Below are 22,644 nucleotides of genomic sequence, written 5' to 3'. Positions count from 1 at the left end.
CGGCAAAGGTCCCGCGCTCGCCGTCCATGGCGAGCGCGGGACCGTGGGCATGTGGTTCGACGCCATGATCCCGGCCGTCCAGCCGGCCGTCTGCACGGTCGCCCTCCGTGAACTGTTCGCCTGGCACCGGGTCGCCCGGAGCGGCGGCTATACACCGCACGTATACGTGGTGTGTATAGTCCGTCGCGACGCACACGTGGTGCGGCACGAGCGAGCGTGACCGTGGAGGGTGGCATGGCGGCGACGGTGATCCCGGACGACCTGGCGGAAGAGGGCGGGAGTCTCGGTGCGGGGGCCGCCGCGACGGTGGCGACCGTCGGCGGGCTGCTGTTCGGCGTGCTCACCAACCTCGCCCAGGGATGGCTCCCGGGAGCCTGGAACCAGCTCGCCAACTCGGGCGCCGTCTGGTCGGCCGCCGCGTTCGTCGCCGGAGCGCTGCTCGCCGGGCGGGGCGCGGTGCTGAGGGCCGTAACAGCCGGGCTGTGCGCGGAAGTCGGGCTCGTCGTCGGGTACTACGGCTATGCCGAGTTCGGGCGCGACGGCATGGGTTCCCTGTACTTCCCGCTCGTCTGGCTGGGCATGGCGTGCGTGGCGGGACCGCTGTTCGGGGTCGCGGCGCACGCGTGGCGACACGGTACGCGCGCGTGGAGCCGTATCGCCGGACCGGCCGCGTTCGCCGGGCTCTTCGGGATGGAGGGGCTGATGTACGCCCGGGTCCTCCACCACGTGCCGCAGGCCTGGGTCTGCGGCACGGTGTTCGTCCTTCTCCCGCTGCTCCTCGCCCGCACGCACCGGGAGCGCGCGCTCACGCTGGCGGCAGCGGTGCCCTGCGCGCTCCTCGCGTACGCGATCGTCGAACTACCGCTACAGACCCTCTCGGCCTGAGCCCGTGACCGCCGTGTGCCGGGCGAGGGTCGACCACGTCAGTCCTCGTCCCCGAAAGGCAGCGCGTCGAGATTCCCGGTGAAGTCCTCCACGTTCGGGAACATCAACTCCAAGGCGTCGTCCGGGAGTTCCTGCCGACCCGCGGGAGCGCTCAGTGCCTGTTCCGTCCAGATGCACTTGCCCGTCGGCGTGTAGCGCGTGCCCCAGCGCTGGGTGAGGGCGGTGACCAGTTGCAGTCCGCGACCGCCCTCGTCCGTCTCCGTGGCGCGGCGGATCCGGGGCATCGTCAGGCTGCCGTCGAAGACCTCGCAGATCAGCTCGGCGCCGTGCAGGAGGCGCAGGCTGACCGGGCCCTTGGCGTGGCGTACGACGTTGCCGACCAGCTCGCTGGCCAGGAGTTCCGTGGTCGGGGCCAGTTCCTCCAGGCCCCAGGTGCGCAACTGCTCCCGGACGTGACGGCGGGCCTGACCGGCTGCCCGTGGATCCTCGGGCAGCGGCCAGGAGGCGATGTTGTCACTGGTGAGGGCGTGCAGCCGGGCGACCAGCAGGGCGGCGTCGTCGGCCGTCGACTGCTCGGCGGGGAGCAGGCCCGCCGTGAGGGTGTCGCAGAGTTCCTCCAGGTCCGCCTCCTCGCCGGACTCGGTCCGGTGCGCCGAGCGCAGGAGCCGGGCCAGGTCCGCCATGCCCTCGTCCATCTCGCGCTTCGACGACTCCACCAGACCGTCGGTGTACAGCACGAGGAGACTGCCCTCGGGCACCTTCAACTCGACTGTCTCGAAAGGGGGTTCCGCCGCGCCGAGGGGCGGGTCGGCCGACAGCTGAGGGAAGTGCACGGTGCCGTCCGGATGGACCACCGCCGGTGGCGGATGCCCGGCCCCCGCGATGGAGCAGATCTGGGTCGTCGAGTCGTAGAGCGCGTACAGACAGGTCACGTACGACTCCTCGCCCATGCCGGCGACGAGTTCGTTCAGGTGGCTCATGATCTCGTCGGGCGGCAGCTCCAGGTCGGCGAGCGTGTGCAGCGCGGTGCGCAGGCGGCCCATCGTCGCCGCCTCCGGGAGGCCGTGGCCCATGACGTCGCCCACGACGAGGGCCACCTGGCCACCGGAGAGCGGGATGATGTCGTACCAGTCGCCGCCCACGTCCATGCCCTGCCCCGCGGGCAGATAGCGGGCGGCCGCGGTGCACGCCGGCAGCTCGGGCAGGGCCCGGGGGAGCAGGCTCCGCTGGAGTTCGCGGGACCGGGTGTGCTCGGCGTCGTAGAGCCGGGCCCGCTCCAGGGCCTGGGCGACGAGGGCGCTGATCGTGGACAGCAGGGTGCGTTCCTCGTCGGTGAGCCGACGGGCGCGTTCGAAGGCGACTACGCAGACGCCGAAGGTCTTCCCTGACGCGGTCAGCGGAAGGAACGCCCACGCCTCTTTCCCCGCCCGTTCCGGTCTGGCGGCCAGCTCGGGATAGCGGGCGGCGTACTCCTCGACCGAGGAGAGGAACAACGGCTGACCGGACGCGATCACGTCCCAGCCCGGCTCACCAGGCGTCCGGGCGCGGCCGTCGACGGTGCCCAGGAAGTGGTCCGGGTAGCCGTCCGCGCCCACGGTGTACAGCCGGTCGCCCTCGACGGCCTGCACCAGGAGCCCGGCGGCGGCGAACGGCGGCAGCACCCGGCGGGCGACCGCGGCCACCACGTCCTGCGAGGTCGTCGCCTTGGCGAGGGCGGCCGTCAACTCGCCCATCCGCACCGCGCGTCGGGCCACCGCCAGCTCGGAGGCCCGGCGCTCCTCCTCGTGCTGCCGCTTCTCCGTGACGTCGGTGAGGTAGAGCGTGACGCCGTCGGGACCCGGGACCAGCCGCAGGTGATAGCGGCGGCCCGCGTCCCCCAACTGGGCGTCGAAGCCGACGGGCGTCTCCTCGGCGGCGGCCTTCCGGCAGCGGTCCTCCAGGCCGGGAACCTCCTGCGCCGTGGGCAGCTCCCACAGGAGGCGCCCGAACAGCTCCTCCTCAGAGAGGCCCAGCGTGCGCTCCGCCTCCAGGTTGGCAAAGGTGATCCGCCACGCTTCGTCCACCGCGAGGAAGCCGTCGCTCATGTGGCGCAAAGCGCGGCTGAGCGCGTCCCGGGCGGAGCGGGACTCGTTGCTCTCCCAGCCCACGCCGATCATCCGGTGGGGCTCGCCGTGCTCGTCGTAGGTCGCCCGGCCGCGGGCCTGCGTCCAGCCGTACGTGCCGTCCAGGCGCCGCACCCGGTACTCGGCCTCGTACACGCCGTGGTCGCGGATCGCCCGCCCGGCCGCGTCCAGCGTGGGCGCCAGGTCGTCGGGGTGGACGATCCGCATCCAGTTCTCGATCTTGCCGGTGTAGTCCTCAGGCCTGGTGCCGTACAGCTCCAGGGCCGCCTCGTCCCAGATCAGATCGCCGGTCCTGATGTTCCAGTCCCACGAACCGACGCTGACCTCCTTCAGTGCCTGCCGGAGCCGGTCACGGTCGCCGCCCGGCTCCGTCTGGGAGGGTCCGGTGGGCGGCGGTGCCTGGCTCATTCGCTCTTCGGTCCAGGCGACCAGGTCGCGGAGGAATCCCCACTGCTGAGGAGTGGGCTCGCCCTGCTCGCCCATCAGGACCGTGAGAGCGCCGATGCTGCGGTCCCCACCCGACACCGGTACGGCGGCCAGACCGGTGCCGGGCCAGGCCAGGGCCTGATCCGTGGGCGCGGCCGACACGGGCACCCACACACCGCTGCCCTGGTGCAGGGCCCTGGCCGGGGCCGTCGGTCCCTCCTGGTCGATGATCTCCCACGGGCGGGTGAGGGCGGGTGGCAGACCGGTCGACGACACCAGCCGCAGCGCGGACATCGGGCCGCGCAGATGAATCGCTCCGCCGAGAGCACCCAGCTCGCCCACCGCGTGCTGCAGTGCCAGCCGGAAGACCTCGCTCTCGGCGACGCCGGGGTCCACGGTGCCGAGCAGAGCCAGACGTGCGTTCATACCGTAAATTTTACCGTTCCCGCCTCACATAACGCGGTGCTGCGCAGGACTCACACCTTTGCCCCCGGCTCTCGCACACGGCTCCCAACAGGCAGCATTCCAGACCGAGTTGCATCGGAGTCCCACCCCTGTCCGCTCGGGTGACAATACTCGGCATCCGGGGGAACGGGGTCTCGTCAGCGGGTATGGAACCCCTTGATCATGTCCGCGCGTTGTCACCCCGTCAGACTCACCCCGCCCCACCCCTAACGAGGAGCTGCATGGACATCGGCGTCTTCATCCCCATCGGCAACAACGGCTGGCTCATATCGAAGAGTTCGCCGCAGTATCAGCCGAGCTTCGAGCTGAACAAGGCCATCGTGCAGAAGGCCGAGGAGCACGGGCTCGACTTCGCGCTGTCGATGATCAAACTCAAGGGGTTCGGCGGCGAGACCGAGTTCTGGGACCACAACCTGGAGTCGTTCACGCTGATGGCCGGCCTGGCCGCCGTCACGGAGCGGATCAAGCTGTACGCCTCCACCCCGATCCTCGTCCTGCCCCCGGCGATCGTCGCGCGCATGGCCACGACCATCGACTCCATCGCCCCCGGCCGCTTCGGCATCAACATCGTCACCGGCTGGGCACCCGGCGAGTACTCCCAGATGGGCCTGTGGCCCGGCGACGAACACTTCGGCAACCGCTACGCGCGCGCCGCCGAGTACGTCACCGTGATGAAGGAGCTGTGGAGCGAGGGCGTCAGCAACTTCAAGGGCGAGTTCTACGAGATGGACGACTGCGTGCTCTCCCCGCGCCCGGCGGACGGGCACATCGACATCGTCGCGGCCGGGCAGAGCCCCACGGGCATCCGGTTCGCCGCCGAGCACGCCGAGTACAACTTCATCCTGGGCAGCGGCGTCAACACCCCGCTCGGGCTGTCGGACACCACGGCCTCGCTCGTGGACGCGGCGGCGGAGACAGGCCGTGACGTCGGCGCGCTCTCCCTCTTCATGGTCATCGCCGACGAGACCGACGAGGCCGCGCGGGCGAAGTGGCAGGACTACCACGACAACGCGGACCACGCCGCGCTGGCGTACATGGCCGGTGAATCGGCGACGGACACCACCGCCGACGACACCTCCACCGCCCGGACCATCGTGCTGCCCGAGGGCGCGGTGAACTTCAACATGGGCACCCTGGTCGGCTCGTACGAGACCGTCGCGAAGCTGCTCGACGAGGTCGGCGAGGTCGAGGGCACCAAGGGGATCATGCTCGTCTTCGACGACTTCCTGGAAGGACTGGAGAACTTCGGCACCCGCGTCCAGCCGCTGATGAAGTCGCGGTCGCGGGCGGAGTGAGGGCCACGCGGGAGGAGCAGGGCGTGCGGTCGTGACCGTCGGTCGACGTCCGTGGCGGGTGTTCGCGGCCACCGCCGTAGGAGTGGTGGCCGTGTTCCTCAACATGAGCGGACTCGCCGTCGCGCTGCCCACCATCACCCGGGAGCTGGGGGCGGCGCCCGGGCAGGCCGAGTGGATCATGCTCGGCTACATGCTGGTCGCCACCGCGCTGATCCTCGTCTTCGGCCGGATCGCCGACATCGTCGGCCGCCGCGGTCTGTATCTCGCCGGGCTCGTCGTCTTCACCACCGGGACCGGGCTCGCGGCGCTCTCCCCGTCGGCGGGGTTCCTGATCGCGGCCCGACTCGTGCAGGGTGTCGGTGCCGCCGCCGTCATCACCAACAACACGGCCCTGCTGACCGACGTGTTCCCCGCGCGGACACTGGGCCGGGCCCTCGGCTGGAACGTCACCGTCGCCGCGACGGCCCAGGTCGCCGGGCCGGTCGTCGGCGGCGCGGCGACCCAACTGCTCGGCTGGCGCGGTCTGTTCGTCGTGTGCGTGCCGATCGGGCTGGTCGCGATCGGCGCCTCGGTCCTGGCCGTCCCGGCGAGCGGAACGCGGGTCGGCCGAGCCCGTGAACCGTTCGACCTGCCGGGCGCGCTGCTCTCCACGGCGATGCTGACCGCGCTCGTCCTCACCCTGACGCCCGGCGTCACGGCAACCGTCGCAGACTGGCTGCCGTGGGTCTGCGGCGCCGCCACCCTCGCGCTGTTCACGGCCTTCGCCGTCGTCCAGACCCGGCGCGCGCACCCCCTGGTCGACGTGGCGCTGCTGCGCACCCGCGCGATCGCCCTGGTGCTCGCGGCCGTGCTCGCCAACGCGGTCGGCAGCTACGCCGTCGTCCTGCTGGCGTCGCTGCACGAACAGGCGGTGGGCGGAGCCACCTCCCTGGAGGCGGGGGTGCTGGTGACCCCGGTCGCGGCCGGCACGCTGATCACCTCGGCCGCCGCCGGTTCCCTGTTCGACCGCTTCAGCCCGCGCACGCTCACGACAACGGGCATGGCGGTGACCGCGTGCGGACTGCTGGGCTTCTCGCTGACACTCTCGACGACGGTGGTGCCGTTCTTGGCAGTGGCCCCCTTCCTCTTCCTCGTCGGGGCCGGCACCGGACTGTTCATGACGCCGAGCACGAGCGCGCTGATGCTCGGCGTGCCGGCCGACCGACGCGGAACGGCCAACGGCCTGCGCTCCACCACACAGAACGTGGGCTATCTGCTCAGCACGGCCCTCGCCCTCGCGTTCACCACGACGGGCCTGAGCGAACCGGCCCGACAGGCCGCCTACGACGGAACACTGAACACCCTGAACGTGCTCGCGTCCGGCGAGCTGAACCGCTTCGTCGCCAACCTCCGCGCCACCGGGTTCCTCCTCACCGGCATCGTCGTGGTCGGGGGAGTCGTCTGCCTGGCGTTCCCCACTTCGCTGCGGGCATCCCGTACCGCCGAGGCAGCCACCGTCAACACCCCACCGGAGTCCGCCACTTCACGAAGGACATCGCCATGACCGGTTCCCCGCAGGAGGACTACGAGCGCGCCGGGTTCGACGGCCGGCTCACCCCCGGCACGTCCCCGGCCCTCATCCTGGTCGACCCCGCCCGCGCCTACGTCGACCCGGACTGCCCGCTCTACGCCGGGGTGGAACCGGCGGCCGACGCGATGAGGCTCCTCCTGGCCGACGCGCGCCGGGCCGGGATCCCGGTGATCATCACGCGGGTGCTGCTGCGGGCGGACGGCGCCGACGGCGGTCTCTTCCTGCGCAAGGTGCCCGTCCTGCGGGTGTTCGCCGAGGGCAGCCCGTTCGGTGAGTTCATCGACGGCCTGGCCCCCGCACCGCACGACCTCACCGTCACGAAACAGTGCCCCAGCGCCTTCTTCGGCACCGCACTGGCCGACCGCCTCACGGCCGACGGCATCGACACCCTGTTCATCGGCGGACTGTCGACCAGCGGCTGCGTCCGTGCCACCGCCCTGGACGCCATGCAGCACGGATTCGTACCGATCGTGGTCGAGGAGGCGGTGGGCGACCGGGACCCGGGCGTCCACGCGGCGAACCTCTTCGACATCAAGCACAAGATCGGCGAGGTGTGGCCACTGGGGCGGGTTCGGGAGTACCTCGGGTCGCCCGGCTGAGTGCCGGGGGTTCCTCAGCGGGTGGTCTCGAAGGTCGCCATCATGGCCATGTCCTCGTGTTCGAGGTTGTGGCAGTGCAGGAGGTAGCGGCCGGCGTGGTCGTCGAAGCGGATCGCGATGTCGGCGTACTGCTTGGGGCGGAGGTCGATGGTGTCCTTCCACCCGTGGTCGCCCGGATCGAGCGGGCCGCCGTTGCGGGAGAGCACCTGGAACGGCGAGAGATGGATGTGCACGGGGTGGTAGGCGTCGGTGGCGAGGCGCCAGATCTCGACCTCGCCGAGGCGCGGAGCCGCGTCGATGCGCCGTGGGTCGAACTCGCGGCCGTTGATGACCCAACCGGTCGTGTTCGCGCCCATGTTGGTGACCTTGCCCTTGCGGAACATCCACGGCCGGGTCGTCGCCGACGCGGTCGACAGGGCCTCGACGGTGGACAGCCGGGCGGGGATCCGACTGTCGTCGGTCGCCCTGCGGGCGACCACGAACCGCATCACCCGTGAAGTGCCGCCCCGGCCCGCCCTGTTGGTGAGGGTCACCCGGGTGCCGACCGGGTAGCGGGAGAAGTCGACGACCACGTCGAACCGTTCGGCCGGTGCGATCGGGACGACGGTGTGCCGCAGCGGCGCTGCCAACAGGCCCTGGTCCGAGCCGATCTGGGTGAACGAGGGGCCGCCCGTGGGCGCCGGGTCCAGCGCGAGTTCATAGCGGCGCGCGTTGGAGGCGTTGAGGAGACGGAACCGGTAGCGGGCCGCGTCGACCTCCAACTCCGGCCAGGGCGCCCCGTTCACGAGGACGACGTCACCGGCCGCGCCCGCCATGTGCGCGGCGTCGACACCCGCCATGCTGGTCAAGTCGGGGTCCATCGCCGGGTAGTCGAACGCGCCGTCCGCGCCGAACGCGCGGTCCGCGATCATCAGCGGGACGTCACGGTCGCCGCGCGGCAACGGCAGGGCCTGCTCCTCGTCGTCGGTCAGCAGCAGGAACCCGGCCAGCCCGCGCCAGACCTGGGGGCCGGTGAAGCCCATCCGGTGGTCGTGGTACCAGAGCGTCGCGGCCCGCTGGTCGAGCGGATAGGTGTAGTCGCGGGTGCCGGTGGTGGCCGTACCGCCGACGGCCTGGTCCGCGAAGCGCGCGCCGCCGGTGGCGGGCAGCACGAGGTCGGTCGGGAAACCGTCGCTCTCCGACGGGGTGTGCCCGCCGTGCAGATGGACCACCGTCGGCACGCCGAGCTGGTTGCGGTAGCGCAGCACGGTCCTGCGGCCGCGTCGGGCCGCGATCGTCGGCCCGGGGAAGATCCCGTCGTAGCCCATGATCGTCGTGTGCAGGCCGGGCAGGATCTCCACGCTCGCTTCCCGCGCGGTGACGTCGTAGTAGTCGGTGTCGGCGGTGCTCCGGGACGGGCGCTTCACCGGGGGGATCGGAAGGGGGACGGTGAACGGTTTCGGCAACGCGGCGGCGGACGTGAGCGTACGGCCGCCGAATTCGGCACCGGCCGCGCCGGAGGCGGCCGCGTCCGGGCCCGGGGACTTGCAGCCGGCCGTCGTCCCGAGTGTCACGGCGCCGGTGAGCGCGGCCATGGTGCGCAGAAACCGTCGGCGCTCGGGTCCAGGTGGTTCGGTCATGGCGGAGACGATGGGCGACACGGTCCGTCGTCCACGTCGTCCGGACGCGGTGGATCCGGCATACCGCGGACGCGGTACACCGGCACCGGGGTCCGTACCGCGCCCGGACGACGTGGACACGGACGGGCGTTCGATACCGTGCGGCGCATGGCTGACTACCGGTTGTCCCGCATCCGAGGCCGTGTCACGTCCCACCCGCAGGCCGTGGACGTCGCCTTCGGCCTGCTGGTCGTCACCGTGATCCTGCTCGCCGTCCGCGCCGGACGCCCGCTGCGCGCCGAGGACTTCCTCGCGGGGACGCTTGCGTTCGCGCTGATCGCCGCCCGCCGCAGATGGCCGCTGCCCGTCTTCGCGGCGGTCACCGTGGTCGGCGCGGCGTTCAACCTGCACGCGGCACTCGTGGGCCCGCTGCTCGCCGCGAACGTGATCTGCACCTACACGGTCGCCTCCCGCACCGACCGACGGACCGCCGCGGTGACGGGCACGATCACCGTCGTGACCGTGTACGTCGCGGTCGTCATCGGCGCCGGCCGGAGCTGGCTGGACCCGCAGAACGCCGCGATCGTGGTGTGGGGCACGCTGGCCGTCGTCGTCGGCGACGCCACCCGCATCCGGCTGGCCAACCTGGAGGCCGTCGAGATACGCGCCCGGCAGGCCGAGCACAGCCGCGACGAGGAGGCCCGACGCCGGGTCGTGGAGGAGCGGCTGCGGATAGCCCGGGACCTGCACGACGTCGTCGCGCACCACATCGCCGTCATCAACGTGCAGGTCGGCGTCGCCGCCCACCTGCTGCGCGAGCGGCCCGACGACGCGGAGGAGGCACTGGCCCACGTCCGGCAGGCCGCCCGCACCGTACTGGCCGAACTATCTACCGTGCTGGACGTGTTGCGCTCCGAGGACCGGGACGCCGATGGCACGGACTCCACGACCGAGCCGCCACCGGGCCTGAGCCGGCTGGCGTCGATGCTGGACTCGCTGGCCGCGGCCGGACTGCGGGTCGACCACCGGCAGCGGGGCGAGGCCCGCCCCCTGCCCTCCGTGGTCGACCTCGCCGCCTACCGCATCGTCCAGGAGTCCCTGACCAACGCCCACAAGCACGGCAGCGAACCGGCGGCCCGGCTGCGGCTCGACTACACTCCGGCGGGCCTCAAGATCCTGGTCGAGAACGCCGTCGGCCGCCCGGAACCGGACACCGACGGCTGCGGCCACGGACTCATCGGCCTGCGGGAACGCGTCAGTTCGGTCGGCGGGAGCGTCCGCACCGCGCGCGACGACGGCCGCTTCACCGTCGACGCCTTCCTTCCCGCGGCACCCGACCGACAGGACACCCCCACGTGACGATCCGCGTGCTGCTCGCCGACGACCAGACACTGATCCGGGCCGGTTTCCGCGTCCTGGTCGGCGGGGCGCCGGACCTGGAGGTGGTGGGCGAGGCGACGACCGGCCGCGAGGCGGTCGACCTCGCGGGCAGCACCCGCGCCGACGTGATCCTCATGGACATCCGGATGCCGGAACTGGACGGCATCGAGGCGACCCGGCTCATCACCGCCGACGAAGACCTCGCAGGCGTACGGGTGTTGATCCTCACCACCTTCGAACTCGACGAGAACGTCCTGCGCGCGTTGCACGCCGGCGCGAGCGGGTTCCTCAGCAAGAGTGTCGAACCGGCCGACCTCCAGGAGGCCATCCGGGTCGTCGCCCGAGGCGACGCCCTGCTGTCACCGAAGGCCACCCGCGGCCTCATCGCCCGCTTCCTCTCCCAGCCGAACCCGGGCCCACTGCCCAGCCCGGTCCAACTCGACTGCCTCACCGAGCGGGAGCGCGAGATCATGGCCCTGGTCGCCGCCGGGCTCTCCAACGACGAGATAGGGGAGCGGCTGTACGTCTCTCCGCTCACCGCGAAGACCCACATCAACCGGGCGATGATGAAACTGGGCGCCCGCGACCGCGCCCAACTCGTCGTCCTCGCCTTCCGGAGCGGCTTGGTGAACCCTGGCGATCTTCCTGTGCTGTGACGGTGAAGTCGCTCAACACCGCTGCCCGCGAGGGAAATTGACGGAACGTCACCTGGAGTCGGGCCACGCACCTGGAAGAGCGCGAAGGCGGGTCCGCTCAGCGGAACGGCGCGTGACAGGGCCCCGAGCGGGCGATGACGCTGGGGCGCTCCTGGTACCGACAGCGGTGGGAGACGTCGTGGAGATGAGCTTGGAGCCGACCGAGGAAGTCGTCGGCGTCGATGGTCGGTTCCAGTGGACGTTCCCTCCGCCCGGCGCTACCGGACCCGGTTCGGGTCCGCGATTAGGCTCCGGTCCTCGCCCCGCCTCCGCTCCCCGGTCCGTCTGGTATTTCGCCCTGCCGCTCACCTCCGCCCACCGCGGCGGCCACTCCGGCGGCGGTGCCCTGGTGGACGGCGTGGACGGCCAGGAGCGGTATCGGAACGAGGGGACGGTCTACCCCCACTCCGGCCTGGTCGAGATGATCACTTACCAGGAGCAGTACATCCCCGAACTCTCCTGGAAATACCTCGACTTGAGCCATGTCCCGTGGGACGACGTCCGCGCCGCCATCGCCGCGGATCCCCCGGACGTGGCGGCGTTCACCGTCTACACCGCCACCGCACTGTGGGCTTTCATCGTCGCCGCGGAGATCAAGCGGGTGAACCCCGACGCGGTCGTCGTGTTCGGCAACGACCACGCCGGAATCCTCCACCGCGAAATCCTCACCGGTCATTACGGTCACCGGCTCGTCGATTTCGTCAGCACGGGCAACAACGGCCCCTTCACCATGCTCGGCCTCCTGTACGCGTTACGGGGCCAACTCGATCTGAAACGCGTCCCTTCGCTCGCCTATCGCGACCACCTTCAGGTCGTCAATCAACCGGCCCCCACGTATCCGCTCGACCGCCGCGTCCTCCCCGACTACGGACTCATAGAAGACCAACTCGAGCGGTACTACGACAAGGCGTTCGACGTCTGGTACGCCCATCACTACGACCTGAAACGCATGGTCACGCTCCCTCTGGACGCCGGCTGCACCTGGGGAACGCGCCCCGGACGCCGGTGCAAGCACTGCTCGATCCAGGGGCTCACTCCGAAATTCGCCCGGATCGACACGATCGTTCCCGCACTCGAGAAGGTGGTCGGCGGCCTCGGTGCCAATGTCTACGCCGCCGGGGACTCCACCCTCGGCTTCTCCCGGGCGCAGTGGTCCGGAGACATCGGCTACCTCGACGAACTCGCGGAACGCTGCGCGGCCTCACCGGTTCTCCGGGACCACCGGTTCCTCCTCGCCTACGGCCTGGTCTTCGAGTTCCTCCAGTCGGCCAAGCTGTGCCAGGGCTTCGTACGCACGTGGAACGTCGGCTTGGAGGCATTCGACCCCAAACTCCTCAAGGGCGACTCCAAGGGCATCAACAAAGGGCCCGACCGGGTTTATGAGGCACTCGAACTCGCTCAGGAGCTGGACTACAAGATCTACGCCTCGGGAATTCTCGGTCTGCCCGGTACCACCCGGAAACAACTCCACGAAGAGGTCGACTCCTGGCTCTCCCTCGCGGAGACCTATCGGGACACCATCACCACGGTGTCGGTCGCGGCACCCGGTGTGATCCCGGGCTCGCGGATGTACTGGGAAAGTTTCCGCACTCACCCCGAAGTACGTGCCGCACACGGCGAGATCATTCCGGCCCGACGTCTCACCGAGTTGTACGTCCGCGAGAACACAGAGGTCGAACTCGCGGACGTGGAAGCCGCCATCGCCGATGTCGGGCGGGGCGTGATCGCGCTCGGCCGGGAGCGCGGACACATGAAGTTCGGCGGCTACATGCTCGGCGGAGTCGACGACGACGAGGCGGCCGAGCGACGACTGCTCGACGAGATCTGCGCGCAGCTCTGACACGAGCACTCGACTCCGACACGAGCACGGGACCTTCAGAAAGGCACGGGGGCTGATGAAGACGAAGAGGACGACGTTCGGGAGCGCGACGGCATCGGTGAAGTCGGCGAGTACGACGGCGCATACGGCCGGGACGAGGTCCGTACCCGCGTCGCGGGCCCCACGTGTGATCGTCGTCGGCGCCGGTGGCGCGGGCCTGGCCGCCGCCATCGAGGCCGCCGCCGAGGGCGCACACGTCGTACTCGTCACGAAGGCCGTCTACGAGCATGCCCGGCACCGCTGGGCCTCGGCCGGCGGCTGCACCTGGAAGACCCACGCCTTCAACGCGGCCGTCGCGCCGGACGACAGCATCGAGGCCCACATCAAGGACACCCTCGCAGGCGGGGCGTTCGCGGGCGACGAGGACATCGTACGGACGCTGTGTCAGGGCGCGTACGGCCTGGTGGAATGGCTGGAAGGCCTCGGGCTGGCCTTCGAGAAGGGCAGTGACGGACAGTTCGCCACCCGTCCGTTCGGCGGCAACGGCGCACCCCGCGCTGTCCACCTGGAGGACCGGCTCGGCTTCCACATCCAGCGTGTGCTCGGTGAACGACTGGCGGGACTCGTCGAGGAGGGCCGTGTCGAGGTCCGCTCGGGGCTGCGGGCCACGGAGATCCTGCTCGACGCCGACGGCAAGGTGTGCGGGCTCGAGGCGCTGTCCGTCGAGAGCCTGGAGATCCTGGAGATCGCCGGGGATGCCGTGATCCTCGCGGACGGCGGCGGCACCTCGATGTACGCCCCGTCGGCCGCCTCCACGGACAAGACGTGCGACGGTCTCGCCCTCGGCCTGCGGGCCGGCGCCGAGGCGATCGACATGGAGTACGTCCAGTTCCATCCCACCGGGCTCGCGTCGGACGTACCGACGTACGACGGAATGCCGGTCGAGGAAGCCGTACGGTTCGACGGCGCGACCCTCCTCAACCGTGACGGCGAGCGGTTCATGCTGCGCTACGACCCGCTGGGCGAACGGGCCACCCGGGACAAGGTGTCGCGCGGTGCGTACCGCGAGATCATGGAGGGCCGCGGATTCCCGGACGCGACGGTCCACCTCGATCTCGGTGCCTGCGCGCACGTCATACCGGAGCGCTATCCGGCCCTGTACGAACGTCTCCGTCTGATCAGGCCGGGATTCGGTGCGGCGGGCGCATCGGTCCTCGCCGTGCGCCCGACCGCCCATTTCCTGATGGGCGGACTCCGGATCGACAGCACGGCCCGCACGACGATTCCCGGCCTGTACGCCGCGGGCGAGACCGCGGGCGGCGTACACGGCGCCAACCGCCTCGGCGGGAACGGTCTGTCGGAAGCCCTCGTCTTCGGCCGGATCGCCGGCCGTCATGCGGCTGCCGTCCGTGCCGGTACGGGTTCGTCGGCAACGCCGGGGGAACAGCACATCCGGGTCACCGGGCCCTACCGCATGGACGTCTCCCCGGACGGCGCCTGCCCCGAGGCCCTGCTCCAACTCCTGCGCCGGGAGATGTACTTGAAGGCCGGTCCGATCCGTACGGCCCGTGGCCTCCTGGCGATGACCGAGACGATCGCGGCGCTGGACGAGCGCCGGGAGGAACTGGACATCGCCTCCGGGCCTAGGGCCGCGGGCCAGGTCCAGACGTGTCTGGACCTGGGAAACCTCCTGCTGGCCTCCCGGCTGATCGTCGAGTCCGCGCTGCTCCGCGAGGAGTCACGAGGCGCGCACCACCGCGAGGACTTTCCGTCGACGGCCGACCACGTCACCGGCAACGCCGTCGTGCACGACTCCGGGAAACTCGTCTGGAAGCCCGTACGTCGTGGTGAAGCAGGGCCCCACGACGGCGACGGTGATGGGGAGCACCGACGGTGAACCTGAACGACGGGATCAGCGTGGCCGCGATCTCCCTCGGGGTCGTGGTCACTCCGGGGCCGAACATGATGTACATGGTCTCGCGGAGCATCGCCCAGGGCCGCCGCGCCGGGGTGGTGTCGCTGGGCGGCGTCGCGGTCGGCGCCCTGGTCTTCGTGGTGGTGACGAACCTCGGCCTGATGGCCGTGCTGAGAACCGTCCCCGTGCTGTACACGTCCTTCAAGATCGTGGGCGCCGCCTATCTGGGCTGGCTGGCCTGCCAGGCCTTCCGATCGGACGGCGCGTCCGTCTTCGCCCCGCGCGCGGTGGCCGACACCTCCACCCGTCGGCTCTTCACCATGGGGCTGGTCACCAACCTCCTCAACCCCAAGATCGCCTTGCTGTACCTCTCGCTGATCCCACAGTTCGTGAACACCCGCGCGGGCAACCCACTGCTCCAGGGCTTCGCCTTCGGCGGCATCCAGGTCGCCGTGAGCGTGTGCGCGAACCTGGTCATCATCATGGCCGCGGGAACCCTGTCGGAGTTCCTCGCCGCGCGACCAGCCTGGCTGCGGGTACAGCGGTACATCACGGGATCCGCTCTCGCTGCACTCGCGGTGCTGCTGGCGACGGATCAGTCGCATCCGGGGGCCGCGGCTTGAGGGCGACGGCTGTTCTTCGCAGCGGGCCGGGAGACGGGTCGGAACGGTGCGTGGGCAGGGACGGCATTCCCCAACTGCGCCTGTCCGTCGACACAGTTGACGATGGCGGGCCGCGGTCATTTGCGCGGCCGAGCCAGCGGTGCCGAGCTCAGTCAAGGAATGGGGATACGGCCGCGAGCCATGCGTCCGGTTGGTCGACATGGGCCATGTGCCCAGCCGACTCCAGAATCTTGACGCCCGCGGAGGGGATCGTGCCGGCGGCCCGCTGGACGAGGTGGGCCGGGAACGTCATGTCGTACCGGCCGTGCAGGAAGAGCATGGGGATAGCGAGGGCTGCGAGACGGGGCACGGCGTCTTCGAGGACCGCCTGGGGCAGGATGCCGGCGCGCAGGGGCCTCAGCCACTCGGCCGAGAAGCGGACGGACTCCAAGCGGCGCAGGTAGGCGGGGAGCAGCTCGTGGCGCCAGAGGTTCGCCGGTGCGGCCGCGACGGCTGCCGCGCGGGTCAGTTCCGGTCCGGCCAGGTGCGGGTTCGACCAGACGCGGGCTCCCGTTGCGCGACGTTCCAGCGCATCCGGCCAGTCGTCGAAGGCGTCGGCGGGGACGGCCTCGACCGTGGTGGAGGCGAGGACGAGGCGACGTACTCGGTGGGGTGCCGCGAGGGCGAGTCGCTGAGCCAGGAGTCCGCCGTAGGAGAAGCCGAGGACGTCGGCCCGGTCCACCCCGATGGTGTCCATGAGGATGATCAGGTCGTCGACGGCTGTGTCCGGGGTGTACTGGTCGTCGGACAGACCGCGGGTGGAGCGTCCGCATCCCCGCAGATCGGGCATGACGAGGCGGTGTGTTCCGGCGAGCTTGCTCAGAGGTTCCCGAAGGTAGGTGTGGTCCCAGTCGGGACCGCCGTGGATCACCAGCACCGTGCGGTGCGAAGGCCCTGTCGTCCGGGCGACGAACAGTTCGACACGCGGTTGCCGTGACACGGCGACGAGTTCCTCGGTGAACATGTCACCAGTCTTCCAGCGCCCCGGCCGAGCATGACGCTTCGTCGGCCGAGCCGGTCGCCTTCGGTTTCCTTGCCGGGCGGTATCTGTGCGATTCTGCTTGCACTCCTCCGAAAGGGCCGGCCCTGATGCTCGGCATGGTCGTCTGGGACGTCCGCTCTCGCGCTTCGACGCCAGAGCGGTAACGGCCACCTGCCTCAACGCCTAAGCCTGTCCGATGCACAGGCGTCGGTTCAGCCCGCTCCCCGTCGAAGTGCTCTTCGGGCCCCTGCACTTTCGACAACGAGGAGTACGTGGTGTCCACCATCCACTGGACCACGGGCGACACCCGGCAGTCCGCCCGCTGGCATTCCGAGAACGACACCTCCTTTCCGCGGCGGACCGTCGTCGCCGACGACCGGACGAAGGCCGACGACGCCTATCGCCAGGCGTGTGAGGGAACTGCTCTGATCTGGCAGGGCGACTTCCACAACGCCCGCCAACTGCTGCTGGCGATGGGCCGCCGTATCGACCGTAGAACGCCCGGGTCCGCCACTTCCCCGAGCGAGTCCTTCCACCTGCACCGACGCAGGAGCGGCCACCGTGCCCTGGTGCTCGGGAAGCTTCTGGTGCCGCTGGACGACGACCACACCCTGGCGTTGCGCCGGGCGCCCGATATACGCCAGGCGTGTCTGGAGGCCTACGGCCCACCCACGGGACCCATGGCGGTGTCTCTCCGGGAACTGCTGGGAGTGATCGGCGCTCACCAGTGGCGCGTGAAAGGGGTCGACGTGCCGGCGCTCGGCGCCCATGTCCATCCCCACTACGGCGTGTTCGCGCCGGTCAGAGGTGAGTACGTCGACCTGGTCGCCCGTGCGCCCCTGCGGGCGGCGGTGCTCCACCGTCCCGCCACCAGTACCGCGTTCGATCTCGGCACGGGAACCGGTGTCCTCGCCGCGGTCCTGGTCCGCCGCGGAGTCGACCGCGTCGTGGCCACCGACATCAGCCCACGTGCCCTGGCCTGCGCGAGGGAGAACGCCCACCGGCTCGGACTGACCGACCGTATCGAGGTGTCGGGTCCAGGCCTGTTCCCCGAAGGTCTCGCCGACCTCGTCGTGTGCAATCCGCCCTGGCTACCCGCCCGTCCGACCGGCCCCGTCGAGCAAGGCGTCTACGACCCGGACGGCACCATGCTCCACGGCTTCCTCGCCGGACTGTCGGCCCACCTCCGGCCGGGCGGCGAGGGCTGGCTCATCCTGTCCGACCTGGCGGAGCACCTCGGCCTCCGGACACGTCAGCACCTGCTCGACGCCATCCGGGCAGCACACCTCCGCGTGGTGGACAAGGTCGACACCAAGCCCCGGCACCCACGCTCCCAGGACGTCACCGACCCCCTCCACACGGCACGCGGCGCCGAGACCACGTCCCTCTGGCGGCTGCGCCCGGCCGATCAGGAGGGAAGCGGCCCCTGCATCACCAGGGCGAGGCCCTGCTCGGCGTCGTCGTTCAGGGCGTGATGGAAGGCCTTGTCGTAGGCGTCGTCGCCGACCGACTTGCGGGCCTGCAGCTCCCATTGGTCGCGGACCTCGGAGAGTTCGGGTGTGCCGTGGTTCGGGTGGCCGAGCATGCGCCAGAAGGTGTTTCCGGTGCCGGAGGTGCGCGCGGCCGCGATGCCGTTGCCCTGGACCGCGTTCGCCCCGGTGAGGAGGTCGAGGGCGAGCGCGATCCCGAGGTTGTCGTTGAGGTTGTGCTTGCTGGTGAGCATGGCCCGGGCATGGAGCTCGGCGTCGTGCGCGCGGCCCTGGAGGAGGTCTATGAAGGCGAGTTGGTGGAACGCGTACGACCGCGCCCAGTGCTCGCCGTAGCGGACACTGAGCCGGCGCAGGGCGATGGCCGCCTCGTAGGCCTCGGCCAGGCGGCCCAGCGCGGAGTGGGCGAAGGCCCTGATCACCATGCAGCAGAGCTGGGGCGCGCCCGACGGCGGTGACGTGCCGTGGGTGATCAGGGCGTGGTCGCTCACGTCGAACGCGTCCTGGGGACGGCCGGCCATCAGGTGGGTGAGGCCGAGGGTGTGGGCGGCGAACAGCTCGGACTGCGGTGTGCCGTCCTCGCGCGCCGCCTCCGTGCACTCCTCCCCGATACGCAGGGCGGTGCCGTGGTCGCCCTGGAGGGTGAGCGTGATCCCGAGGGCCCAGAGCGCGCGGGTGCGGGACGGACCCGCGGGGGTGTCGAGGGCGAGGACGCGTTCGAGATAGTCGCGGGATTCGTGCAGGTGCCCGCAACAGGGCCAGAACAGGCCCGTACGACCGGCCATTTCGACGGCGGCGTCGGGATCCGTCTCGATGAGGTGGTCGAGCGCGGCGCGTACGTCGGCGTGGGTCGCCGCGATCCGCGCGTACCAGGCGACCTGCCGCTCACTGAGCCAGCCGGCCTCGGCGTCGGCCAGCATGTCGGCGAAGTGCGCCGCATGGAGCCGGGCCAGGGTGTCCCTCTCACCGAGTTCCGTGAGCCACATGGCGCCGTACTCGCAGAGCGTGTCGAGCATCCGGAAGCGAGTGCCCACCTGTTGGAGGACCGACTGGTCGACCAGCCGCTCCAGAAGTCGGGGGATGTCGTCGGCGTCGAGCGGGCCGCCCGCGCAGACGGACTGCGCGTCGGCCGTCTCCAGGGGGCCGCGGAAGACGGAGAGCCTGGCCCACAGCAACCGCTCGAGCGGGGAGCACAGTTCATGGCTCCAGCCGATCGCCGTACGAAGGGCTCGGTGCCGCCTCGGCCACACGGTCTCGTCCACGAGCGTGTCGAGCCGCGAGCCGAGCCGCTCGGCGATCTCCGTGAGGCTGCTCTCCCGCAGGCGCGCGCAGGCGAGTTCGACGGCGAGCGGGATCCCCTCCAGACGGCGGCAGATGGCGAGGGCGGCCTCGGCCGAGTCGGGGGAGTCGAGGGACACCGCGGGGGCGGCCGTGGCACAGCGCTCGCGGAACAGGCGTACGGCGTCTCCGCTGCCGCCCTCGTCGTCCATGGAGAGCGGGGACACCTCGATACGGTGCTCGCCCCGGACCCCGATGGCCTGCCTGCTGGTGGCGAGAACGGTCAACTGAGGCGCGGCGGCGAGGAGTTCACTCACCAGGAGCAGGCAGGAGGCCAGCACGCGCTCGCAGCAGTCGAAGACGAGCAGCACCTGGCGACCGGTCAGCCACTCGCACAGCGCCTCGACCGGGGCGCGCGGATTGTGGTCCAGCAGGTCGACCGCGTCGCAGACCGTGGCGGTGAACAACCGGTCGTCGTAGAGGTTGGACAGGTCCACCCACCAGACCCCGTCGGCGTACCGGTCCCGGAGCTGCTCCGCGACGCGCAGCGCCAGCCGGCTCTTGCCGACACCGCCACCACCGGTGAGCGTGACGCAGCGCCGCTGGGCCAACGCCGTTCTGACTGTGTCGAGTTCGCTTTCGCGGCCGACAAAGCTGGTCGTCATGACTGGGAGGTTGCCTGACACGGTCCCATCCTGCACGGCCCCGGCGAGGGGCCAAACCCTCTCATCGGAAACGGTCATAACTGATCGAGATTGGCAGCTGTTCGATCGGACGGTTCCTGTGGCCGACGGGGTGAAGTGCGGTGGTGGGTGTATCGATTCGGCGGGCTGTCGGCGGTGTGCGGGGGTGGGCGCTCGCCGGGAGTGGGGGCAGTCCGGCAGCTGCTGAGCGGAGGCGGAGGGGCACGGATTTCCGGAGGGTGATCCGCTCCGGGACGGGTTCGTACGCGGCGCGCATCGGAGATGTCGGTGCCGGGTCGGCGTGGGGGAGGCGACCGGAGCCGCGTGGTGTGCGAAGTGGGTCTGCGGGACTCCGCTTAGTGATTCATCGGATGAATGTGTTGACGTGGCAGTGGATCGCGCATAGAACATGTGCGGTTCTACCGGTAAGGACAAGGCAAGTTGCCGTTGGCCAATCTGAGGAGTCGCTCGATGCATGCCAGATTGATCAGATGTCTGCTGTCTCTATTACTTCTTCTCGGGCTCGCGGCGGGAGTGTCGCCCGCGGTGGCCGCGCCCGCACCCGTGGCCCCGACGGGCGTCACCGCGCCCGTCTCGTCCGCACCGCCCATGGGCTGGAGCAGTTGGAGCGCGCTGCGCGAAGGCAGTGGCCTGACCCAGGACGGGATCAAGGCTCAGGCGCGGGTCATGCGCGACAAGCTGTGGCGCTACGGCTACCGCTACATCAACATCGACGCCGGCTGGTCCGACCACCTGGACGGCTACGGGCGAAACGCCTGGGACACCACTCGTTTTCCCGAGGGAATCCCCGCCCTCGCCGCGTATCTGCACCGCCTGGGGCTCAAGTTCGGCATCTATCTCACGCCGGGCATCCCGATCGAGGCGTACCAGAAGAACCTGCCGGTCCAGGGCACCGCGTACCACATGCAGGACATCGCGGACCCGACACAGCCCGGCAACACCCACGACGACTCCTACCGCATCGACTTCGGCAAGCCCGGCGCGGAGGAGTACGTGCGGGGCTACGCCGACCTGTTCGCCTCCTGGGGCGTCGACTACATCAAGATGGACTTCGTCGGCCCCGGCGGCGGTCTTGTCCCCGCGGACAACCGTCCCGAGATGCGGGCGTGGCACCAGGCGATCCTCGCCACCGGCCGTCCGATGCACCTTGAGCTCTCCAACTCGCTGAGTATCGCCGACGCCGCCACCTGGCAGGCCACGAGCAACGGCTGGCGCACCGGCGGCGACATCGAGTGCTATTGCGGCGTCAACGGATCCAGTACCCCGTTGACCAGTTGGCAGCGGACGTCGGCCCGGTTCGACCAGGTCGCGGCCTGGCAACCGTTCGGCGGTTCCGGCGCGTTCAACGACTACGACTCGATCGAGGTCGGCAACGGGAGCGACGGCGGGTTGACCCCCGACGAGCGGCAGAGCCAGCTGAGCCTGTGGTCGCTGGCGTCCTCCCCCTTGCTCCTCGGTACGGACCTGACCAGGCTCGACGCCGCCGATCTGAGGCTGCTGGCGAATCGCGACGTGATCGCCGTGGACCAGGACAGCGTCAATGCCTCCCGGGTGAGCAGGAGCGCGACCGCCCAGGTCTTCGCGAAGACGGAGCCGAACGGTGATGTGATCCTGGGGCTGTTCAACACCGGGTCCGTCGCACAGACCGTCTCCGTGGCCGCGGCGACGGCCGGCCTGCCCGCGTCCTCCTCGTACCGTCTCGACAACCTGTGGACGCACGAGGTCACCCGGTCCTCCGGTGCCACCGTCGCCGCCTCGGTCCCCGTGCACGGCGCGGCGCTGTTCCGGATACGTCCTTGGGCCGCGGGCAAGACGTCGGGGCGACCGCAGACCGGCCTCACCGTGACCGCCCCCGACACCCTGGGGACCGGTCAACAGGCAACCGTCAACGCGGACTTCACCAACTGGGGCACCGTCGTCGCGACCGGTGTCCACGTGGCCCTGCCCGTCCCGAAGGGCTGGACGGCCACCCCCGTCTCACCCACCTCCTTCGCCGCCGTCGCGCCCGGCGCGACGGTGCGCGCCGCCTACCGGGTCACGCCACCGGCGTCCATCACCCAGCTCTTCCCGACGGTCCGGCTCGACGGCTACGCCCGCTTCCACTGGAACGCCGGCCGCGGGGCACGGGCCACCGGCTCGGCCCGCGGGCACACGTCCGTTCTGCTCGACGAGCCCGTTCGCGCCCCGCTCCACACCTTCTCCTCCTCCCCGGAGCCCGCGGACTTCTCACAGGTCGGCTCCGCCCTCGGCATTCGCGCGGCCGGCGCCGGCGTCTACGGACCGAAGAACGAATACGGCGCGCTCTACGCCGCCGGCGCGGAACACGACGGCTCCGTCACGACGGTTCGTGTCACCTGGCAGCGGTACCAGAACTCCGGGGCCAAGACCGGAATCATGGTGCGCAACGACATCACCGGCGCGAGCGGTTCGCCCGGCTTCGTGACCGTGGGTGTGAGCGCGAAGAAGGGCTACTTCATGCAGTGGGACGCCGATGGCGACGGACGGCTCGACGCCGGCACCGCACCCAACGGCTCCGGCGTCGGCAAGCCCGTGCTGCCCAGTTGGGTCCGGCTGGTCCGCTCCGGCACCACGTTCACCGGCTACTACTCCACCGACGGCACCGACTGGACCCGACTGAGCACCGCGGACGTTCCCTCCGCCGCCCCTGCCCAGGACGTCGGCCTCTTCGGCACCGCCGCCAACCCGGGTTACCCGAGCGAAGACGAGTTCACCGACTTCACGACCAGCGGTTGACGGCCCG

Annotated in this window: 16 protein-coding genes; 12 read left to right on the top strand and 4 right to left on the bottom strand. The window is 70.5% G+C overall.

Annotated elements, in window-relative coordinates:
- Positions 1-49 precede the first annotated feature (49 nt).
- Together JHN63_RS04440 and JHN63_RS52405 are read left to right on the top strand one after the other, a co-directional pair.
- Positions 50-220, top strand: coding sequence for a hypothetical protein (locus tag JHN63_RS04440; RefSeq protein ID WP_200677335.1), 171 nt, complete (start codon positions 50-52; stop codon positions 218-220).
- Positions 221-234: 14 nt separating this feature from the next.
- Positions 235-885 carry a DUF6518 family protein gene (locus JHN63_RS52405; RefSeq protein ID WP_234476128.1) on the top strand — a complete coding sequence of 217 codons (651 nt, stop codon included), beginning with the start codon at positions 235-237 and terminating at the stop codon, positions 883-885.
- Positions 886-923: 38 nt separating this feature from the next.
- Here JHN63_RS52405 and JHN63_RS04430 read toward each other — a convergent pair whose 3' ends face one another.
- Positions 924-3,860, bottom strand: a complete 2,937-nt coding sequence (locus tag JHN63_RS04430; protein WP_200677334.1) for a SpoIIE family protein phosphatase — start codon at positions 3,858-3,860, stop codon at positions 924-926.
- Positions 3,861-4,120: 260 nt separating this feature from the next.
- Between JHN63_RS04430 and rutA the strand changes: the two genes are divergently transcribed.
- Genes rutA through JHN63_RS04415 form a run of 3 tightly spaced genes read left to right on the top strand, consistent with a single transcriptional unit; the run spans position 4,121 to position 7,363 of the window.
- On the top strand, positions 4,121-5,194 hold the full coding sequence (gene rutA / locus JHN63_RS04425) for a pyrimidine utilization protein A (protein ID WP_200677333.1): 1,074 nt from the start codon (positions 4,121-4,123) through the stop codon (positions 5,192-5,194).
- 31 nt (positions 5,195-5,225) lie between these two features.
- Positions 5,226-6,737, top strand: a complete 1,512-nt coding sequence (locus JHN63_RS04420; protein ID WP_307781814.1) for an MFS transporter — start codon at positions 5,226-5,228, stop codon at positions 6,735-6,737.
- The gene (locus JHN63_RS04415; RefSeq protein ID WP_200677332.1) at positions 6,734-7,363 is read left to right on the top strand and encodes an isochorismatase family protein; all 630 of its coding nucleotides are present in this window, start codon (positions 6,734-6,736) and stop codon (positions 7,361-7,363) included. Before JHN63_RS04420 ends, JHN63_RS04415 begins: the two co-directional genes overlap by 4 nt.
- Before the next feature lie 14 nt (positions 7,364-7,377).
- On the opposite strand, the gene JHN63_RS04410 is transcribed toward JHN63_RS04415, so the two are convergent.
- On the bottom strand, positions 7,378-8,982 hold the full coding sequence (locus JHN63_RS04410; protein ID WP_234476127.1) for a multicopper oxidase family protein: 1,605 nt from the start codon (positions 8,980-8,982) through the stop codon (positions 7,378-7,380).
- Between the two features lie 147 nt (positions 8,983-9,129).
- On the opposite strand from JHN63_RS04410, the gene JHN63_RS04405 reads away from it, so the two are divergent.
- The 5 genes from JHN63_RS04405 to JHN63_RS04385 all read left to right on the top strand — a co-directional run bounded on the left by JHN63_RS04405 (position 9,130) and on the right by JHN63_RS04385 (position 15,393).
- Positions 9,130-10,320 (top strand): sensor histidine kinase, encoded by a 1,191-nt coding sequence (locus JHN63_RS04405; RefSeq protein ID WP_200677331.1) that lies wholly within the window; start codon positions 9,130-9,132, stop codon positions 10,318-10,320.
- The gene (locus JHN63_RS04400) at positions 10,317-10,997 is read left to right on the top strand and encodes a response regulator transcription factor (protein ID WP_200677330.1); all 681 of its coding nucleotides are present in this window, start codon (positions 10,317-10,319) and stop codon (positions 10,995-10,997) included. The genes JHN63_RS04405 and JHN63_RS04400 overlap by 4 nt, the downstream gene beginning before the upstream one ends.
- Before the next feature lie 184 nt (positions 10,998-11,181).
- Entirely contained in the window at positions 11,182-12,876 is a 1,695-nt protein-coding gene (locus JHN63_RS04395) for a radical SAM protein (protein ID WP_200677329.1), read from the top strand.
- 55 nt (positions 12,877-12,931) lie between these two features.
- Positions 12,932-14,752 (top strand): L-aspartate oxidase, encoded by a 1,821-nt coding sequence (locus JHN63_RS04390; protein ID WP_200677328.1) that lies wholly within the window; start codon positions 12,932-12,934, stop codon positions 14,750-14,752.
- On the top strand, positions 14,749-15,393 hold the full coding sequence (locus JHN63_RS04385) for a LysE family translocator (RefSeq protein ID WP_307781813.1): 645 nt from the start codon (positions 14,749-14,751) through the stop codon (positions 15,391-15,393). The genes JHN63_RS04390 and JHN63_RS04385 overlap by 4 nt, the downstream gene beginning before the upstream one ends.
- 148 nt (positions 15,394-15,541) lie before the next feature.
- Here the strand turns inward: JHN63_RS04385 and JHN63_RS04380 are convergent, their stop codons facing one another.
- Positions 15,542-16,396 carry an alpha/beta fold hydrolase gene (locus JHN63_RS04380; protein ID WP_200677327.1) on the bottom strand — a complete coding sequence of 285 codons (855 nt, stop codon included), beginning with the start codon at positions 16,394-16,396 and terminating at the stop codon, positions 15,542-15,544.
- Between the two features lie 293 nt (positions 16,397-16,689).
- Here JHN63_RS04380 and JHN63_RS04375 point away from each other — a divergent pair, with 293 nt between their 5' ends.
- The gene (locus tag JHN63_RS04375; RefSeq protein WP_200677326.1) at positions 16,690-17,889 is read left to right on the top strand and encodes a class I SAM-dependent methyltransferase; all 1,200 of its coding nucleotides are present in this window, start codon (positions 16,690-16,692) and stop codon (positions 17,887-17,889) included.
- Here JHN63_RS04375 and JHN63_RS04370 read toward each other — a convergent pair.
- Positions 17,823-19,844, bottom strand: a complete 2,022-nt coding sequence (locus tag JHN63_RS04370) for an NB-ARC domain-containing protein (RefSeq protein ID WP_200677325.1) — start codon at positions 19,842-19,844, stop codon at positions 17,823-17,825. The two genes, JHN63_RS04375 and JHN63_RS04370, sit on opposite strands and share 67 nt — an antisense overlap.
- 564 nt (positions 19,845-20,408) lie before the next feature.
- On the opposite strand from JHN63_RS04370, the gene JHN63_RS04365 reads away from it, so the two are divergent.
- Positions 20,409-22,637, top strand: a complete 2,229-nt coding sequence (locus tag JHN63_RS04365) for an NEW3 domain-containing protein (protein WP_200677324.1) — start codon at positions 20,409-20,411, stop codon at positions 22,635-22,637.
- Positions 22,638-22,644: the final 7 nt, after the last annotated feature.

The sequence above is a fragment of the Streptomyces sp. MBT65 genome (assembly GCF_016612545.1).
In the GTDB taxonomy this organism is placed as follows: Bacteria; Actinomycetota; Actinomycetes; order Streptomycetales; family Streptomycetaceae; genus Streptomyces.
This window is presented reverse-complemented; position numbering and strand designations above follow the sequence as displayed.

What these genes read in the sequence shown, in the direction of transcription:
- JHN63_RS04440 (WP_200677335.1), top strand. Translation starts at nt 50, where the DNA reads ATGTGGTTCGACGCCATGATCCCGGCCGTCCAGCCGGCCGTCTGCACG.
- JHN63_RS52405 (WP_234476128.1), top strand. Translation starts at nt 235, where the DNA reads ATGGCGGCGACGGTGATCCCGGACGACCTGGCGGAAGAGGGCGGGAGT.
- JHN63_RS04430 (WP_200677334.1), bottom strand. Translation starts at nt 3,860, where the DNA reads ATGAACGCACGTCTGGCTCTGCTCGGCACCGTGGACCCCGGCGTCGCC.
- rutA (WP_200677333.1), top strand. Translation starts at nt 4,121, where the DNA reads ATGGACATCGGCGTCTTCATCCCCATCGGCAACAACGGCTGGCTCATA.
- JHN63_RS04415 (WP_200677332.1), top strand. Translation starts at nt 6,734, where the DNA reads ATGACCGGTTCCCCGCAGGAGGACTACGAGCGCGCCGGGTTCGACGGC.
- JHN63_RS04410 (WP_234476127.1), bottom strand. Translation starts at nt 8,982, where the DNA reads ATGACCGAACCACCTGGACCCGAGCGCCGACGGTTTCTGCGCACCATG.
- JHN63_RS04405 (WP_200677331.1), top strand. Translation starts at nt 9,130, where the DNA reads ATGGCTGACTACCGGTTGTCCCGCATCCGAGGCCGTGTCACGTCCCAC.
- JHN63_RS04395 (WP_200677329.1), top strand. Translation starts at nt 11,182, where the DNA reads ATGAGCTTGGAGCCGACCGAGGAAGTCGTCGGCGTCGATGGTCGGTTC.
- JHN63_RS04390 (WP_200677328.1), top strand. Translation starts at nt 12,932, where the DNA reads ATGAAGACGAAGAGGACGACGTTCGGGAGCGCGACGGCATCGGTGAAG.
- JHN63_RS04380 (WP_200677327.1), bottom strand. Translation starts at nt 16,396, where the DNA reads ATGTTCACCGAGGAACTCGTCGCCGTGTCACGGCAACCGCGTGTCGAA.
- JHN63_RS04370 (WP_200677325.1), bottom strand. Translation starts at nt 19,844, where the DNA reads ATGACGACCAGCTTTGTCGGCCGCGAAAGCGAACTCGACACAGTCAGA.